Origin of the sequence: Bacillus sp. 37MA, assembly GCF_000372765.1 — a bacterium.
Lineage (GTDB): Bacteria > Bacillota > Bacilli > Bacillales > Domibacillaceae > Domibacillus > Domibacillus aminovorans.
In genome coordinates this window covers 1254561-1272700 of sequence record NZ_KB889752.1, presented here as the reverse complement: position 1 = coordinate 1272700, position 18140 = coordinate 1254561, and the positions used below count along the sequence as shown (strand labels likewise).

The 18140-nt window shown below is 37.6% G+C and carries 16 protein-coding genes and 2 pseudogenes; 16 read left to right on the top strand and 2 right to left on the bottom strand.

From position 1 onward, the window contains the following. The first annotated feature begins 67 nt into the window (after positions 1–67). The 5 genes from A3M5_RS0107185 to A3M5_RS0107165 all read left to right on the top strand — a co-directional run bounded on the left by A3M5_RS0107185 (position 68) and on the right by A3M5_RS0107165 (position 3836). Positions 68–970: a DMT family transporter gene (locus A3M5_RS0107185; RefSeq protein ID WP_018393088.1), complete on the top strand. Its 903-nt coding sequence runs from the start codon at positions 68–70 to the stop codon at positions 968–970. Positions 971–1106: 136 nt separating this feature from the next. Continuing rightward, positions 1107–1313: a dihydrodipicolinate synthase family protein gene (locus tag A3M5_RS0107180; RefSeq protein WP_018393087.1), complete on the top strand. Its 207-nt coding sequence runs from the start codon at positions 1107–1109 to the stop codon at positions 1311–1313. A 7-nt stretch (positions 1314–1320) separates the two neighbouring features. Continuing rightward, entirely contained in the window at positions 1321–1584 is a 264-nt protein-coding gene (locus tag A3M5_RS0107175) for a hypothetical protein (RefSeq protein ID WP_018393086.1), read from the top strand. Between the two features lie 478 nt (positions 1585–2062). Continuing rightward, a complete protein-coding gene (locus tag A3M5_RS0107170) occupies positions 2063–2341 on the top strand; it encodes a DUF2798 domain-containing protein (protein WP_018393085.1) in 279 nt (92 codons plus the stop codon). Positions 2342–2561: 220 nt separating this feature from the next. After that, on the top strand, positions 2562–3836 hold the full coding sequence (locus A3M5_RS0107165) for an MFS transporter (protein WP_018393084.1): 1275 nt from the start codon (positions 2562–2564) through the stop codon (positions 3834–3836). Between the two features lie 41 nt (positions 3837–3877). On the opposite strand, the gene A3M5_RS0107160 is transcribed toward A3M5_RS0107165, so the two are convergent. After that, entirely contained in the window at positions 3878–4567 is a 690-nt protein-coding gene (locus A3M5_RS0107160) for an IS6 family transposase (protein ID WP_018393083.1), read from the bottom strand. 599 nt (positions 4568–5166) lie between these two features. Here A3M5_RS0107160 and A3M5_RS0107150 point away from each other — a divergent pair. The 3 genes and pseudogenes from A3M5_RS0107150 (at position 5167) to A3M5_RS0107140 (ending at position 6609) form a co-directional block, all read left to right on the top strand. Further along, the gene (locus A3M5_RS0107150; protein ID WP_018393081.1) at positions 5167–5610 is read left to right on the top strand and encodes a GNAT family N-acetyltransferase; all 444 of its coding nucleotides are present in this window, start codon (positions 5167–5169) and stop codon (positions 5608–5610) included. Positions 5611–5741: 131 nt separating this feature from the next. Then, positions 5742–5876 (top strand): annotated as a pseudogene (locus A3M5_RS26040) (GNAT family N-acetyltransferase); the annotation flags it as partial. A gap of 460 nt (positions 5877–6336) precedes the next feature. Further along, positions 6337–6609, top strand: a complete 273-nt coding sequence (locus A3M5_RS0107140) for a hypothetical protein (protein ID WP_018393079.1) — start codon at positions 6337–6339, stop codon at positions 6607–6609. A gap of 401 nt (positions 6610–7010) precedes the next feature. On the opposite strand, the gene A3M5_RS0107135 is transcribed toward A3M5_RS0107140, so the two are convergent. After that, a complete protein-coding gene (locus A3M5_RS0107135) occupies positions 7011–7445 on the bottom strand; it encodes an Imm44 family immunity protein (protein ID WP_018393078.1) in 435 nt (144 codons plus the stop codon). Positions 7446–7704: 259 nt separating this feature from the next. On the opposite strand from A3M5_RS0107135, the gene A3M5_RS0107130 reads away from it, so the two are divergent. The 8 genes and pseudogenes from A3M5_RS0107130 to A3M5_RS0107100 all read left to right on the top strand — a co-directional run bounded on the left by A3M5_RS0107130 (position 7705) and on the right by A3M5_RS0107100 (position 18120). After that, positions 7705–8523 (top strand): mechanosensitive ion channel family protein, encoded by an 819-nt coding sequence (locus tag A3M5_RS0107130; RefSeq protein WP_018393077.1) that lies wholly within the window; start codon positions 7705–7707, stop codon positions 8521–8523. Between the two features lie 320 nt (positions 8524–8843). Then, positions 8844–8948: pseudogene (locus A3M5_RS24535) on the top strand (YdeI/OmpD-associated family protein); the annotation flags it as partial. Between the two features lie 287 nt (positions 8949–9235). Further along, positions 9236–10864 carry a ribosomal protection-like ABC-F family protein gene (gene abc-f, locus A3M5_RS0107125; protein WP_018393076.1) on the top strand — a complete coding sequence of 543 codons (1629 nt, stop codon included), beginning with the start codon at positions 9236–9238 and terminating at the stop codon, positions 10862–10864. 463 nt (positions 10865–11327) lie between these two features. Beyond that, positions 11328–13040 (top strand): helix-turn-helix domain-containing protein, encoded by a 1713-nt coding sequence (locus tag A3M5_RS23675; RefSeq protein WP_018393075.1) that lies wholly within the window; start codon positions 11328–11330, stop codon positions 13038–13040. A 122-nt stretch (positions 13041–13162) separates the two neighbouring features. Further along, a complete protein-coding gene (locus tag A3M5_RS0107115) occupies positions 13163–14119 on the top strand; it encodes an ABC transporter substrate-binding protein (RefSeq protein ID WP_018393074.1) in 957 nt (318 codons plus the stop codon). A gap of 161 nt (positions 14120–14280) precedes the next feature. Next, positions 14281–15339 carry a FecCD family ABC transporter permease gene (locus A3M5_RS0107110; RefSeq protein ID WP_018393073.1) on the top strand — a complete coding sequence of 353 codons (1059 nt, stop codon included), beginning with the start codon at positions 14281–14283 and terminating at the stop codon, positions 15337–15339. Further along, positions 15340–16374 (top strand): FecCD family ABC transporter permease, encoded by a 1035-nt coding sequence (locus A3M5_RS0107105; protein WP_018393072.1) that lies wholly within the window; start codon positions 15340–15342, stop codon positions 16372–16374. It begins immediately after the preceding gene. Positions 16375–16404: 30 nt separating this feature from the next. After that, on the top strand, positions 16405–18120 hold the full coding sequence (locus tag A3M5_RS0107100) for an ABC transporter ATP-binding protein (protein WP_018393071.1): 1716 nt from the start codon (positions 16405–16407) through the stop codon (positions 18118–18120). Positions 18121–18140: the final 20 nt, after the last annotated feature.

Genomic DNA, 18140 nt, shown 5'->3' with positions numbered 1-18140 from the left:
TGTTTTTTTAGAAAAACAGAAAATGGTACAGATATGATACAAAATAAAAAGATAGGGGTAGGATAAAATGCAGAGAGAAACCAGAGAGAAATTTGGATTATTGTTGGGATTAGTAGGTGTCATTTGTTTTAGCTTAACGCTTCCTTCTACAAGTATTGCAGTAGAGTATTTTGGGACTACGGTCGTCGGTTTAGGTAGAACAGTTGTAGCCGCTATTTTAGTAGCTGTGGTATTGATTGTTCGAAAAGAAAAACTACCTTCTTCTCGCCAATTCAAAAGTCTACTTATTGTTGCTTTTGGTGCAGTTTTAGGATTTCCTCTCCTCACTTCTTGGGCAATGGAATCCTTGCCTGTTTCTCATGGTGCTGTGGAATTAGCCCTGTTACCATTAGCAACAGCCGGATTTGCTATGTTTAGAGCAGGTGAAATCCCTTCTCTCAAGTTCTGGATTTCAAGTGTAGTCGGCTCTTTAGCTGTTATTATGTATGCACTTCATCTTGGATTCGGTCAATTACAATTTGCCGATTTAGTTTTACTAGCAGCAGTGCTTATACTTGGACTTAGTTACGCAGAAGGTGGGAGATTAGCGAAAGAACTAGGTAGCTGGCAAGTGATTGCTTGGGCAATCATGATCGGTGCTCCATTTTTCATTATTCCAGTTGGGCTAAACCTTACAACTGAAATGATTCATGCACCTTTACAAGCTTGGATCAGTTTTATTTACCTCGCAGTGGTTAGTCAATTTCTAGCATATGTTGCTTGGTATAGCGGAATGGCTATGGGCGGAATAGCAAGAGTTAGTCAGATTCAATACTTACAACCATTTTTAATGATTCTATTTGCAACAGTCTTTCTAGATGAATCCATCTCATTTTTCACTCTTGTAATAGCAGTGATTGTTGTCCTTTCTGTTATATTAGGCAAAAATGCTCCCGTATCAAAAAAAGGATCTGTATCAGAGAAAAACTAACTGCATGCTCAAAAGATTGTGAAGAAATATACTTAAACTAACGGGTCTTTACTTTAATAAGGTCTTTGAAACGATCTTTCAGAAACCGTGCAGGTAAGTTGAAGTAGAGATAAAAAAGGATAAAGGAGATAACATTATGCTAAAAGAAACATTTCACATTGCTGTGCCAACTGCATTTTTTGAAGACGAATCTGTAAATATTCGGGGGACAATAGATCATATAAGAGATTTGTATAAACAAGGAGTAAAGTCTGTTCTTGTCTCTGGATCTACTGGTGAGCAGCATAGTCTGAACCTTAAAGAGAAAATTGAAATAATAAACAGTTTAGTATTGAGTAATTGAGCCAGAAGTGAAAGAAATAGAGCCTTATGTATATTTCAAATCAAAAGGTGAAGATTTCAAAGGGATAAAAAGTGTTGAATATAAGCTGGAATCTGATCAAGGAAGTTTTGGTGGAGGAGATGTCTCTTTAAATGAACAAGGAGAAATTTCTTTAAGAAACGAAAAGATTACTAAGACAGTAACTTCAGAAACAGAGGAAGTTACATTAACACTTGACTGGCAAGAAAATAATGAGACAAAAACAGAAGTAATTATTTTAGAAAAAAAGTGATTTCGGTAGTCAAGAAAGTCCATCAGCTGCTTACACGTTTTGTATAATTATGAAAGTTTGCTATAAATAGAATCAATTAAACCTAAAGGTAAGGTGCAGTTTATTTTTTTGAAAAGGGTCTGAATTCTTAATCAACAGTATATGTCTTTTGTTGAGCAATTTTAAACAACTTTACTTTCCGATTGGTACAACTTAACAACGTAATTTCAAGGGTTTTAGCCCTTGTTTTTAAATGTAGCGTAGTGCTTTAAAAACTTCACATTGATCGTTTATGATAGAAAACCCCTAAAATTCGAGTGAAAATTGGGGGTTTTCAGCTTTCTTGGCATCTTCCTTTTGTCATCTAATTTACTGATACCCAATATCATTTTTATGTATTATACCATATAGTAAAAAACAACTAAGATAAAAATATAAATAATTTCAGTCGGAGGTGAAAGATTGTAGTTAAAATTATTTGAATTAAAGGAGGGAGATAATGAGTATTAATGTCAAATACAGAAATATTATTTTTGCATTTTTAATGGCTTTAAGTATGTCTTTTTTTGTTTCATTTGTATTAGTCTCAATTAATTTTGGTTATGGTAATACATTTTTACATATATGGTTAAAAATATGGTTAGAGGCTTTTATTTGTGCTTTTTTTGGAGCTTACTTTTTCCCAAGAGTAATACAAAAAATAATGAGGAAAATTAATTTTGTAGAAAAACCTCTAATAGAGAATGATTTTTTAGAGAGAGAACAAACCAAAAGATAATAAACAGTAGAGAATTAATGTTAAGTTGTTAATACTAACGAAATCCAAGGTCAACTTTTTCTTTATATTTATTTAACCGCTAACTTAGAAACGATTAAATAGCCACCCTGAATCTAAAAAGTCAGGAAAATATTTTAAGTAACTCCTTGGGAATTAGAATGCATCTTACACCAAGAATGTAGAACATTATGAAAAATATCCATAGAATGAGGGTTGAGTTTTGAAACGTATACACTATAGCTGGTTTATTCTTTCTATAACATTTCTCTCCATTATTGTAGCCGGAATTGTCATGTCATCATCAGGGGTTTTCATAGATTCCTTCGAAAATGAATTTGGCTGGGATCGATCTGTTATTGCACTTGCTTTTGCAATTAGTCTTTTTTTATATGGCATATCAGGACCGTTTATGGCAGCATTATTAGAAGGTATTGGGTTAAAAAAAATGATGATAGTTTCTATGGCAACACTGCTGACAGGTATCATGCTAACCTTCACTATGAATCAATCATGGCAGCTGATCATCATTTGGGGCTTTATTATTGGGTTAGGATCAAGTCTTTTTTTAACGGTATTAAGTCCATATGTGGCGAATCATTGGTTTGAGAAAAGAAGGGGACTTGCAGTAGGAATATTAACTGCAAGTACGGCGACAGGTCAGTTAATTCTACTTCCTGTCTTAGCGATTATTATCAATAATTATTCGTGGCGATGGGCGATTGGATTAATAATGATCCTTAGTTTCATTATGCTTGTCATAATCTTTTTATTTATGAAAAATTCACCGAAGGATGTTGGTATTCTTCCATATGGACTTGAGGAAGAAACACAAGTGAGCAATGAAATTCAAAAGAAAAATCCTATTGTTATTGCTTTCAACGGTTTATTCGACGCTGTGAAAGTGAAGGAATTTTGGTTATTAGCCGGTAGTTTCTTTATTTGTGGACTTTCAACGAACGGATTAATTGGTACACATTTTATTTCTTTCTGTATTAGTTTTGGAGTCCCTTTAGTTACTGCTGCTTCGTTTCTTTCGTTTATGGGAATTTTTAACCTAGTAGGAACAACCCTATCAGGTTGGCTGTCAGATCGTTTCGATAACCGATGGCTATTATTTTGGTATTACAGTCTAAGAGGGGCTTCACTCGTATTACTTCCTTATGCATTAAGTGAAGGTTCCATCACTATGCTGGTTATCTTTACTGTGTTTTATGGATTAGATTGGATTGCAACTGTACCACCAACTATTAGTATCTCAAGACAAATCTTCGGTACGAATAAAAGTGGAATTGTTTATGGTTGGATTTTTGCTTCTCATCAGGCAGGTGCTGCAGTAGCTGCTTTTGGTGGAGGTATAATCTATAAATTTTTCAATTCTTACACTTGGGCGTTCTTCTTGGCAGGAGTTTTCTGTTTATTAGCAAGCCTATTTGTAATTATTATTAAAAAACAAAAATCAAGTCAACTAACTAAAGAAGAGATACTGAATATATAGCAATGCATAGATAGACTAAAACTGAAGTATTTACTTTACTCTCACTTATGTATAAATCCAACTTCATTTTGGGCAGACTTCACTCCTTGATGAACTTGCCCTTTTTTTATCATATGCATCGCTTCAATGCCACTCAATATATAAGTGGCTGTTTTATACGACTTGAATCCCAACATAGAGCACACATGTTTCTTAATGAAACGGTGATCTTGTTCTACTATATTATTGAGATATCTAACTTGTCTTATTTGTATGCCTTCCAGCATACGTTTCTCTTCTTTTAACTCTTGAATTGCTACAGGGTAGGTTGGATTCTTGTCTACTGTTATGACACGAGGCTTAGAAACAGGAAAAGACCGCAAAGCTTTCTTAAAGAAGCACTTTGCAGCCTGTTTGTCTCTTGTTTTACTAAGATAAAAATCAATCGTGTTTCCTTTGGAGTCCACTGCACGATACAGGTACATCCATTGACCTTTTACTTTGATAGACGTTTCATCGACTCGCCAGGAGTCATTTGTTTGCTTGAGATGACGTCGTACTCGTTCATCTAATTCCGGTCCATATTGATGAACCCAACGCATAATCGTTGTGTGAGCCATCGATAAGCCTCGTTCTTCCATCATCTCTACCACATTAAGAAAGCTCAAGTTGTACCGCAGGTACCACCTCACTGTTAACAAAATAATGTCAGGCTGATCATGTTTCCACTTGAATAAATGTTGCTTTTCCATACTGATCACGCACCTTTTTTAACGTAATAGTATCAGTATCTCCAAGATTTAAAGATGATTTGCAATTGTCCCTAAGTTTTTGCACCTGAACCAGACTTTGTCTACAGGCTCAACAAAGACATTCACTGGAGTCCGGAATGCCCTTGTTTTCTATCATCTACCGTTATTAAAGAATGACATGAAAGAACCAACCTGTCTTAACATATTGACTCCATTTGATACATTCCCCACATGTGTCATAACCCGATTTAGATTATTCCACATACCAGGAGATTGTTGCCCATTATACTTGTCTTGGCGCTGTCTAGGATGTAGACCAGACGGATAATACCCAGGCGGGCGGAACATTTGTCTAGGATAAGGCCGTGATGGTCTAGGACCGGGATTTGGAGGATAAAACGGCATTCTTCATCACCTCCCTTCTTTTAAAAGATTTTAGATTAAATCTCGCAAGTGCCCATTTCGCTCTTCATACTACCTATATCTTTATCATATGAAAAAAGCCATAGATTGACTGGGACACATTCATTTATCACACCTTTAGTTACAACTACACATATACTATCTTACTTCTTTAATTTGATAACGAGGTGTGTCTATTGCTTATTATTAGAAAAGCAAATGAAAGGGAAGAAGCTCGACTGTTTCAAAAGATGGGAAAAACCGTGGAAGAAAGCACAGTAGGGTTTGCGCAAAACGGCAACCAGGCGTCTGCAGATATGTTTGATCTTTTATTAAAAAGCGGGGCCTATTATCTTATTGCACAGGAACATAACCTGATAAAAGGGTGGATTTTAATTGGGCAGGATTTCAGCACGCTAAAACCTGTTCAAACGGCAGGCATATTCAGCCTATATGTGAGTCCTGAATATCGGTCTTCAGGGATTGGAAGGAAATTAATAAACGGTGCCCTTACTGAATTAAAACAGCAAGGCTATCAACAAGTACAGCTATATGTATTCACTGGCAATCCGGCAAAATGTTTATACGAACAAATTGGTTTTAAAGACATTTGTACACTGATGTCATTAGAGATAAAATAAACCCTTTGTCGATGAAAACAAAACAGCCTGTAGACATCGCCTTCAAAATGAAGACTTTGTCTACACTATGTACAGTCTTCTGAGACACTAATAAAAACCCTTATCTTTATTAGCCAATTTAATTATTACTTATATTCGGACACAATGAACCTAGTCTTCGTCTATTTTCTATTTTTAATTTTGAAAAATGGGGACATTTACCGAATGTTGCAGAATTAGATGGCATTGAGAGAGATCTAATCATTCTTGGTAAAAAGATTTCTTAATATCTTATATATGATAAAAGCGTAATTTATTAAACTAACGCGGGACGTTAGTGGGACAAGAATTAAACAACTTTAAAAAGCCTTGCTATATATGAAGTATAGTAAGGCTCTTATTGTTCTATATCAAAATTAAACGACTTTATTATCTCTATACATAATTTTAAATGTTCCTTGTGCAACTTCCATGGAAGAACGTTAAATATTCCATCATTTGTGGTGCTAGGTGGATGGCTATCGGTGCAGGTTAGTTGAAGTAGCTGTTACATTAAAATAAAGAATAAATAACCCGTGAAGGAGTTTGATGATGTTTGAAATAAAAACATTCTTACAAGTGCATGGTTTTAATCCCACAGATGAAGATTTTTTGAAAAATTATAGACCACAATATATATCCCTAGATGATTCATCATAGGTAACAGAGTATTTTGACCACAGAAAGTTTACTCCTGAGTATATAAATATGCTTATTACGATTAAGTATAAGAACAAGATTGTGATTGGAATTGATTGTCCAAGTGGTTTGGATTTATGGGAACAAACTTATATGCCTGCTGTTGAATGCTATTTAGATGAACAAAAGGTTGCAATAATGTATGGCAGTGATCCCATTACGATGAAAATAGATTCATTAGATAATATGTTGTTGAATTTTCTAATTATAGATGATTGGGAACCAAAAGAAACCCGTGTCAAAGCCATTCTTCCTCGAGAACGAGTAAAATTGTTGAACTAATAGGTGTCTTGGTTGCATAAAAAAGGTTTTTAAACGACATTATTGTTGTTGATTTTAAGAAAATTAGTAATGGATAAATATAATTAAATAACTATTTTAAACACCGTCCAGATAATAGGACGGTTTTATATGTGTTTATAAAAGCAAAATTAAACAACTTTGTTGTCACCGATCTGTGGCTTTGAAATAAAGTTTAACCGTTTATAAAAATGATGTACCGTTTTGAAAAAAGTTCAACCGTTTTATTGCACAATAGAAACGAACTGTTGAGTAACAGTTTGAGTTGTTCTCATTTTAATGTTTATGCCCTGCTAAGCGATTATCTTGATATTCTATCAAAAGAAAAAGAGGACCATTTTTTTGGTCCTTTGCTTTATTCCCTATTAAATCTAAAGCACCCTTTAGTTTAAGAAGAAATCTTCTTCTACTTTTTTTAAATCAGTCCATAATTCTGTATCCTTAACAGTGTATTTTTCTTTTTTTAATCTTTTTATCATTAATACTAATGCATCTTTAAGATTGCCAATTAAATATTTTCTAATATCTTCTGCATTGATGCCTTCCCATTTTGAACGTGGCATCCCTATATCAATTGTAATATAACGATATTTTTTGCTAAGTCGCAGCTTCTCGCATCCTTCAAATTCCCAGTACCAACCCGTTCCATCTACACGAAGAATGGGAGCAAATTCATCTACTTCATTGCAATAACGCTTGTTACAGTGGTTTTTCAAACGTTTTCTTAATTCAATAAGGTGTGGCTGCACTGCATTAGCAGCATCTTCATCGCCCATTTGGGAACCAAAGGTTATGTACGAAGTATTGCTTGTTTCCACTTAGCTTCACCTACTTTTCATCTTAAAATTTCTACAAATGCGAGTACATGCCTTGTTAAACTAACCTCCCTATTAGTTTAATCTGTTAAGTCAGTTATCGAAAGAGCTTTTACTCAACAGTTTCGGTCCACTGTTGAATAAGGTAAGTGCCTGTGTGGACATAGTGTTTATTAACTAAGCATTGGTTTTATTTATCTTTCTTTTAGACAAATTATCTGCATTCCTTTGGTATAGTGTAAAAAAAGTGGGGGTTGATAGGATGTTTTTCTTGGGACTGTTCCAGCAGTTGTCTGTAAAAATTTTAACGGTGGCACTGCTGATTATACTCACGGTTTATTTGATCCGCAAATCCATCAAGCTTTTCTTTGACAAAACGAGCTTCTTGGATGAAAAGCGGGAAGAGACATTGATGCATTTCACCAACCAAGTGACAAAGGTATTTGGACTGGTGTTCTTCTTTATTTATGTGCTTAGCCATTTCTTCGACCTGACAAAACTTGTCACTGGTTCGGTCGTGGTGGCAGGTGCCTTGGCATTGGTCCTCCAGCATATCATCCGCGATTACATTATGGGGCTGACCTACTTGTTTGAGCGCCAGATCCATCACGGGGATTATGTCATCATCAATGGAAACCGTCAGGGGAAAATTGAGGAAATCAGCATGCGCTACCTGAAGATCCGCCAATATGACGGATACCTCTATACGGTCTCCTATAGCAGCATCATTGAACTTCAGAACGGGAACCGGGGAAGGCGCCGGGTGAACGAAAGCCTTGTCCTCAACTATAGGCAAAATCCGGACGATGCCTTTAAAATGATGGAGGAAGTGGCACAAACATGCAACGAGAAATACTGGGAATACCTGTTGAAGGATGAGCACGGCGTTCCCGTGGAGAGTTTCAAATTCAACCAAATCACCGAACTGAACGTGGATTTCAGGGGTCACAGGTATGCATTATCAGGTATTGTGAAGGAAGCGGATTTCGTGGAAGCGGGCAAAAAGGTGAGGTATGAACTGGCGATGGCTGCCTACAAGTACGAATTGAAGGTGGCAGAGAGCCTCAATACAAGCCATTAAAATCATAAAAAGCAAGAGTTCATATCTCTTGCTTTTTTTCTGTTTAAGGAAAGGAATACTTGACTCATCTCTTACAAAAAAGTTTTTGTTAATATAACTACCGGCAGACATTAAAATAAGGGGTACCTTATTCAAATAATCTAATTTTCTTTCTAGGCGTTCTTTTATGGCTCTGGTTATTTTGTAGTAGTTTTGTTTGATCATATAACCGTCTTTTCTAAAAAAAAGTAGAGTATTTTCATCGTAATCAAAACTGAAAGCTGTCTTATATTTTCAATGCAGCTTTCAGCTTTTTTATGCCCGCTCGTATATTGTCTTCAGAACCCCCTGCCTTGAAAACTGCTTTTGAAGCATTGACGCCGGGACGGCAAAGAGCATACATTCTTTATTTTTCTCAACCCAAACAATCCAAAACTCGACAGTGAAATTTAGGGAGCCTACTTACTTTTCCTTTTTCAAATGAGTTATGCTACAATGTTTTAATTAAATGATAGAAGGGATGATGGGTGGACGATGGACAAATAATCTTATTTTTAAAATTTGAAATCGCATATTTCAAATCATACGAAATAGGATTAGTCTGCCCATTTTCTATAAACTGTAGAGCTATTTAATGAAATAGCTTATTTGAGCAATGTGAAAATGCGACTAATCCTTCCAATTGAATTGGGAGGATTTTTTTATTCTCCCTTTAAAGAGAGGGATAGATTATATGAAAGAACTACTAAAATTACGAAATATCAGCTTTGAAATAATGGATCTTACAGTTTTTGAAGACGTAAATGCTAGTGTACGACAAGGAGATATCATCGAAGTCATTGGCAAAAATGGTACTGGGAAATCTACCTTGTTGCAATTAATTAACAATGACTTAGTGCCGGCAAAAGGACAAATTCAATGGCTACAACAGAACTTGAAAATTGTTTTGGTCGAACAAGAAACCGAGTCATATTCTTCCGAAGCGGTGACACATTTAGAAGACACTTTACTAGAGAATTGGCATGTACCAACCCACAATTTTTCACAATTAAGTGGCGGAGAAAAATTGAAAGCACGACTTGCAAAAGGTCTTTCAAAAGATGCACACCTTTTACTATTAGACGAACCGACAAATCATCTCGATGAGCAAAGTACGAAGTTCCTCAATGAACAAATTAAGAATTATAAAGGTACCATTATTTTTGTTTCGCACGATCGTTATTTTTTAGATGCTGTTGCAACAAAAATTTGGTCGATTGAAGGTAAAAAACTTATTGAACATAAAGGTAATTATTCTAGTTATATGGAGGTTCGTGAACAGAAAAGACTTACTCAGCAACGTGAATATGAAAAACAGCAAAAAATGGTTGAACGCATTGAAGCGCAAATGCATGAGCTCACTTCTTGGTCGAAAAAAGCTCATGCACAATCGACGAAAAAGGAAGGCTTTAAAGAACACTATCGTGTAAAAGCAAAGCGCATGGATACACAAGTAAAATCAAAACGAAAGCGTCTTGAAAAAGAGCTTGAAAAAGCAAAAGCTGAACCTGTTGAGTCAGAATATAATGTACGTTTTTCAATTAAAGCAAATAACAAGGTAGGAAAACGGTTTTTAGAAGTTAAGAATTTAACAAAGGCTTTTGCCGGACGAACACTATTTAAAAACGTCAATTTTACGATTCAGCATGGTGAGAAGGTTTCAATAATAGGTCCGAATGGTAGTGGAAAGACGACTTTATTGAAAGTAATTGTTGGACAGGAAACCTTTGCGGGCGATGTATGGATTTCACCATCTGCAAATATCGGTTATTTAACGCAAGAAGTGTTTGATTTACCACTTGAACAAACACCTGAGCAGCTATTTTATAAAGAAACATTCGAAGCGAGAGGAAAAGTTCAAAATTTAATGAAGCATTTAGGATTTACAGCGTCTCAATGGACAGAGCCAATCAAGAACATGAGTATGGGTGAGCGTGTAAAGTGCAAGCTGATGGCGTATATATTAGATGAAAAAGATGTGCTTATTTTAGATGAGCCGACAAATCATCTTGACCTATCTTCACGTGAACAGCTTGAAAATACATTAGCACAGTACAATGGTACGCTGCTTGTCGTTTCGCATGATCGTTACTTTCTCGAAAAAACGATGAGCAGTAAACTCATAATTTCGAATAATCGCATACAAAAGCAATTGAAAGAAGCATCTCGGAAAAGAGATAATCATGATGAATTACGTTTAAAGCTTGAAACAGAAAGACAAGAAGTTTTAGGGAAGCTCTGCTTTTTAACTTCAAAAGATGAAGCATACGCGGAACTTGACACAAAATTTAAAGAACTCACGAAGCAAATAAATGAGCTTTAATCGAGGAAACTTATAATTGTAAACTTTTATAAGCTTAGTTAAGTAAGGATAAATAATTTATTATAGTAAACCCTTAAACGTGAGCTTGCTAAAGTCTGAACGAACTTAATTATGCTAATGATGAACTATTTATGTTCGAAAAAAATCTATTTGCTGGTAGGACACCTATATGAATGTAAAGAAAAAATCCAGTGAGGAATTTCATTTCTCTCTGGATTTTTTCTTTTGATAACTCTAGATTAAATGATTGTATTTATTCTTTCGATATCAATAATTAATCGACCTTTTTATCCTTTCTTTCGGCTGTTTTTCTTTGTGTTTTTTTCGATTCCGGGCACAGGCCTCAGCACAAAATAAGTGGCTGTTACTTCTTATTGACAAGTCCTTTAAAAGAATTTAATATGAATAACTGATATTGAAAATCATTTTCATTTAAGTGGATAAGATAAAGAGATAAGTTTATTTGTATATAAATGATTTATCTAGTGGGATTCCTGTTGAAAAAATCACATTGATGTTTGAGTTATTTACAAAAGCGATGCTGATCATTAAAGCATCAATGCAGCGGCTGAAGGAGGATAAGATGTTAATACAGAAAAGAGTTTATTGCTTTAAAAAAGGCATTCATATTCGTACCAATACGAGGAAGCAAGTTGAATATGAAACAGGACTGGAGATTATGATCATTATTTTATCTGGAACGGCAGAAGTTCAATGTGGAAACCAAGTGTTCAATCTTGAGAACAACTCAGTGTTGTTAATTAAACCTCAGGAAAAGGTAAAGATTCGACATACAGAGGGAACTGAACTTATTTATGATTTGTTCTTTTTTTCAAGTTATAAGCTGACAGGAGTGACAGAGGAAGAGCTAAGTTATCAGCGCTCGGCTGATGTATTTCCGCAGAGTGGTTTGTTTTATCATCCAGCTTCAGCAGAGGTGAAAAATTTAGCAGCTCAGCTGATTAAAATATTTGCTAAAGAAGCTGATAATTCAAAAGCTATTTATTTGTTGAACGAATTAATTGCAAAAATTGAGGTTGAATTCAATTTATTTCAACAGCGTATATTTAATTCGTCTTTTCATTCGGTGCTGCAATATATTCACTCACATTCTCATCAAGCCTTGTCAAGGGACTCCGTAGCAAAATACTTTGGCTATCATCCAAACTATTTTTCTGAGCGGTTTAAAAAAGAAACAGATTGGAGTTTTTCTGACTATTTAGCGCACATTCGCATGGATAAGGCGAAGTTCTTTTTACTTGAACATAGTCTGACGATTGGGGAGGTTGCGCGCAAAGTTGGTTATCAGGATGGTCTTTATTTAAGCAGAAAATTTCGTAAAATGACTGGGATGTCGCCGACTGAGTTCAGAAAAGGAAGGAAATTTGAGCGAATCGCTACCCTTCAGTTTACAGGGGCATTACTGGCGACAGGAATAAAGCCGGTCGCTGTTCTCTCATCGTATGATAATGTCCCTGAGCTGCTGAAAGAGGAAGTAATCTCATCGATCCAATTAGCCCCTGACAGACTGCCTACTATCGAGCAATGGCGTGATCTTAAGCCGGATTTGATTATTGCTCCTACTTATTTATATCCAAATCAAAAGATGATCGAGGAGATGGAGTCCGTAGCACCAGTAATGATGCTTGATTGGGATACATATGACCGTTTGGAAGAAGTACAGCTGATCGGACGAATCGTTGGAAGAGAAACGCAAGCGAATGAGTGGATTCAGACATTTCGGGAAAAAGCGGAATGTGCAAGGGAAATGCTGAAAGGGGTGCTAAAAGAGGGAGAGACGGTCGGGCTTTATGAGTTATATTGGACCGGGGATGTAGGGATATGGAAAGCGACTGCAAGAGGAGCTTTCAATCTTTATACAATGTTGAAGTTGACTCCTGCCAAGCGTATTCAAAAGGAGGTATTGGAGCCTAATAAGCATCTGATGATTTCTGAAAATGAACTTTCCGCTTATGCAGCTGACCATATGTTTGTTGTGGTCGATTCTGTAGAGCAAGCGGCAAGAATCTTTGAACGTGAAATTTGGCGTCAGCTACCGGCAGCAAAAAACGGACAAATCTATCTCTTACGCCTTGAAGATTTTTGGGCGAGTGAAGGTGTCGCTTTGGAGAAACAATTGGATATTCAAGTGAAATACATCTTGGGCAGGTCGTGAATCTGACATTTGTCCATATTGAGGTAGTTATGATTGTCCATATCTTTTTTAAATCGCTCTTGTTACAATTACAAATGAAAATGGTTATCATTATCATTTGTAGTGAAAGAGGGAGCATACTTATGAAAATACACAATAATCTATTCATACTACTAACTGTTATTTTTCTTGCTGTATTGACAGCCTGCAGCAGTAACGAGGGTAGCCAAAGTACAGAGAAAAAAGCAGGAGATAATAAGGCGGCTGCTGAAGAAACGCGGGTAGTCGAAACGGTTAATGGAGAGGTGACAATCCCGGCAAATCCAAAGCGTGTCGTGGCACAGGAGGGATTGTTAGCTACGCTCCTGGCTTTAGACGTAAAGCCAGTCGGAGCAGCAAGTAGGTATCTTCAAAATCCCCATATTAAAGATTTAGTTGATGGAGTAGAGGATATTGGTGAAGGAACAGACTATGAGAAAATTCTTGAGCTTGAACCAGACTTGATTATTACTCAATATGATGATCCAAGCAACTATGAGAAGCTGTCACAAATTGCGCCAACGATTGTCTATCCATACTTAACGTTTAATAATGTTAAAGAAGAGATGGAAGAAGTCGGAAAACTACTTGGGGAAGAAGAGAAAATGAAGGAATGGGAAATACAGTTCGATGCAAGAATGGCAGCAGCTAGAGAAAGAGCACGGGCAGTCGTCGGTGATCGGACCGTATCGCTGATCGGAGCATATGATAAGGATATTTATGTGTATGGAGATAGTTTATATCGGGGCGGTGAAGCATTGTATCAGCATTTGCAATTAACACCGACTGATGCGATTGCTAAAAATGTCATTGGAAACCCGGATGAATTCCTTAAAATCTCATATGAAGTATTGGAGGATTATGCAGGAGATTATATCTTCGTAGATGAGTCTAATGGTGGAAAACTCGATAAGGAAAGTCCGATATGGAACAATCTTGATGCAGTAAAAAATAACCATGTAATGTTCCCGGACCCGGATCGCTTCTGGCCTTATGATCCTATTGCTGTGGCAAACCAAGCTGAGGAATTTGCCGATATGCTGGAAGCGCTTGAGAAATAGTTTTATTTGATAAAACCATCTATGTGCCGTCGCAGATGAAATCGTATGTAAAGAAGCTTCACTAGTATCTTGAAACATAAGAGTTGTTTTATAATTTTTGATTGATAATGATAGTCAATTTTGTTTGGATGTAAATATTTTAAGTTAAAGGTGAATGGATGATGGGAATGACTGCAATGAAAATAGAAGAAACGGAGATTGAGATATCGGAACCTCAGCTACGTTCACGTCCGTTAGCCGCCACGATCATTATGACAGGAGGCATTGCCGCACTTATATTTAGTATAGCTCTTTCCATTTCTTTTGGAGCAGCTGATATTAAATTATCTGTTGTATGGGAATCTGTTTTTCATTTTAATCCTAATTTAAATGATCATCAGATTATCAGGGAATTGCGGTTGCCTAGAGTACTAGGGGCAGTAATAGTAGGCGCGAGCTTTTCGGTTGCTGGCGCCATTATGCAAGGAATGACAAGAAATCCGCTTGCTGATTCGGGGCTGCTTGGTTTGAATTCTGGTGCAGTATTGGCGCTTGCGCTCTGCTTTGCTTTTTTTCCAGGGCTACCGTACATGTACTTAATTATGTTCTCCTTTATCGGAGCTGCAGGAGGAGCGGGACTTGTATTTGGAGTTGGTTCCATGACAAAAGGTGGTTTGACACCGCTGCGTCTCGTGCTTGCCGGTGCGGCTGTCAGTGCTTTATTCGGTGCGTTAAGTGAAGGAATTGCTTTATATTTTAGGATCGGGCAGGATCTTGCCTTTTGGTATGCGGGCGGAGTAGCTGGGACGAAGTGGGAGCAGTTGAAAATTATGCTTCCTTGGGTTGGTGCCGCAATTCTTGCTGCCATTATGCTTTCCCGATCTATCACGCTGCTCAGTCTTGGTGAGGAGATTGCCTCCGGTTTAGGGCAAAAAACGAAAACGGTTAAGTTTGCGGGAGTGATTATTGTCCTGATATTAGCTGGATCCGCTGTTTCGGTTGTTGGTGCAGTTGGATTTGTAGGGCTTATCGTTCCGCATTTAACCAGATATTTAGTCGGGGTAGATTACCGCTATATTATTCCGTGTTCAGCCGTGCTTGGAAGCTTATTGCTCCTATGGGCCGATTTTACCGCTAGGATGATTAATCCCCCTTATGAAACACCGATCGGGGCTTTAATTGCTTTAATTGGTGTACCATTCTTCCTTTACCTTGCCCGCAAAGAAAGGAGAGGACTATAAGTGGAATTATCTGATTTTTCACCTGCTGAAACGAAGAGAAGAAAAAGGAGTATAACGACATTGTCTGTTTTTTTGGTCTTAATTGTTGTTGCCTTTATTATCAGTGTCAATACAGGGCATATCCGATTAACACCAATAGAATTAATTAGAACTTTATTTGGAGCGGGTACGGACAAGCAGGAGCTGGTTTTGTTTGATTTTAGGCTTCCACGTATTATCATTTCTGTTCTTGTCGGGGCTGCACTTGCGGTTTCTGGCTGTGTCTTGCAGGGACTTTCCCGAAATGCATTGGCAGATCCCGGAATACTCGGAATCAATGCCGGAGCAGGGCTCGTTGTGATGCTGTACGTTGCTTTTTTTCCAACGCAAACTGTTAGTTCTATGCTGCTCCTGCCAGTATTAGCCTGGCTGGGAGCTGGTCTGACCGCTGCGTTAATTTACGTCCTTTCTTTTAAAAAAGGCGAGGGTTTGTTACCTACTAGGCTCTTATTGACAGGAATTGCTGTTGCTGCAGGTATCAGTGCGTTTACGATTGTGCTAACTTTGCGCCTCTCACCAGAGCAATATCAGTTTGTAGCAACATGGATGGCCGGAAGTATCTGGGGCTCTAACTGGAAATTTGTTGTGGCACTGCTTCCGTTTATTGTGATTTTATTGCCATTTGTATGTTATAAAGCTCGCGTGCTAAATATATTAAACCTTGGCGATCAGATGGCTGTCGGACTAGGAACTTCTGTAGAAAAAGAAAGACTGGTTCTTCTTGCAGCAGCGGTTGGATTAGCAGGCTCTTCCGTTTCTGTCAGCGGCGGCATCGGGTTTGTCGGATTGATTGCTCCCCATCTTGTTCGCCGTCTGATTGGTCCGCAACATCAATTTCTGCTTCCTGGATCTGCCCTGGCAGGAGCACTGCTCGTTCTAGTAGCTGATACAATTGGACGTTGGATTATACAGCCTTCGGAAATTCCAGCAGGTATCGTTGTTGCGGTGATTGGAGCGCCTTACTTTTTATACTTGCTTGCCCGCTCAAAAGCTTGACGGTTCTAACGAAGGGAGATCTTACTCAATATGTTAAGACAATTTTTTTCTTATTACCAGCCATATAGATGGTTATTTACTGCCGATTTTACTTGCGCAATTTTAGCGGCCTTATTGGAGCTTGTTTTTCCTTTAGCAGTTAATAAAGTGATTGATGACTTACTGCCAGCCGGCAACTGGAGTTCAATTATATGGGCATGTGTCGGCTTGCTTGGGATTTATGTGCTTAGCTCTTTCCTGCATTACGTTGTTACATATTGGGGTCATATGCTTGGGATTAATATTGAAAGGGATATGCGGAAAAAATTATTTGACCATGTCCAGAAGCTGTCTTTTCGATTTTTTGATAATAATAAAACCGGTCATCTCGTTTCACGGATGACCAATGATTTAATGGATATTGGCGAAATTGCCCATCATGGCCCGGAAGACTTGTTTATTGCGGCGATGACTCTGTTTGGAGCCTTTGGTTTAATGTTGTCGATTAATTGGAAGCTTGCTGTACTGACATTCATTATTATTCCATTCTTAATTTGTCTATCCATTTATTTTAGCAAGAAAATGTCGCGTGCATTCAGCCAAATGTTTGCTGATATTGCCGATTTTAATGCCAGAGTTGAAAATAATGTGAGCGGCATTCGGGTCGTAAAAGCATTTACTAATGAAGATCACGAAATTGCACAATTTGGTGTAAACAATGAGCGGTTCCGTACAACGAAGCTTGTTACTTACAAGGTGATGGCGTGGAACTCATCGGTCAGCCATTTGCTGATGAAAGTCGTTTCGTTATTCGTTTTAGGATGTGGTACATGGTTTGTGATCGAGGGAGAAATGACATTTGGAGAATTTATGGCTTTTGTGCTTCTTTCCAATATCTTTCTTACACCGATTCAGCAAATTAACTCTGTTATTGAAACTTATCCAAAAGGAGTAGCTGGCTTCCGCCGTTATCAGGAGTTGCTTCACACCGAGCCTGATACGGAGGATATACCTAATGCGATTGATGTTAAACATTTAAACGGAGATATTGAATATAAAAATGTTACGTTTGGCTATGAAGGAAAAGATAAAGTGCTCAATAATATTCATTTTACTGTCAGTAGAGGAGAAACGGTAGCACTTGTCGGCCCATCAGGAGCTGGCAAGACGACGATCTGCAGTTTGCTGCCAAGGTTTTACGGCATTGAATCAGGCAGCATTACGATTGACGGCATTGATATTCAGGAGATGTTGCTTCAATCATTGCGCCAACAAATTGGGATCGTGCAGCAAGATGTGTTTCTCTTTGATGGAACGATTCGGGAAAATATTGCCTACGGAAAGCTTGATGCGACTGAAGAGGAAATTCGAGATGCCGCAAACCGGGCACAAATGGAAGATATTATCCTCGGACTGCCAGATGGGTTGGATACATTAATTGGTGAACGCGGCGTCAAATTATCAGGAGGACAGAAGCAGCGGCTTTCTATCGCTCGGATGTTCCTGAAAAATCCGCCGATTCTCATTCTCGATGAAGCGACATCTGCGTTAGATACTGAAACGGAGGCAGCAATTCAGAAAGCCTTAAATGAACTGTCTCAAGGCAGAACCAAGCTCGTGATTGCCCATCGCCTTGCTACGATTAAAAATGCTGATCGAATTCTAGTTATCACGGAAGAGGGCATTAAAGAGCAAGGAACACATAAAGAACTGCTTAAAGCAGGAGGTACATACAGCAGACTGCATCATGCACAGTTTCAAATGTAATTCATAGTTCCTTCCATAAT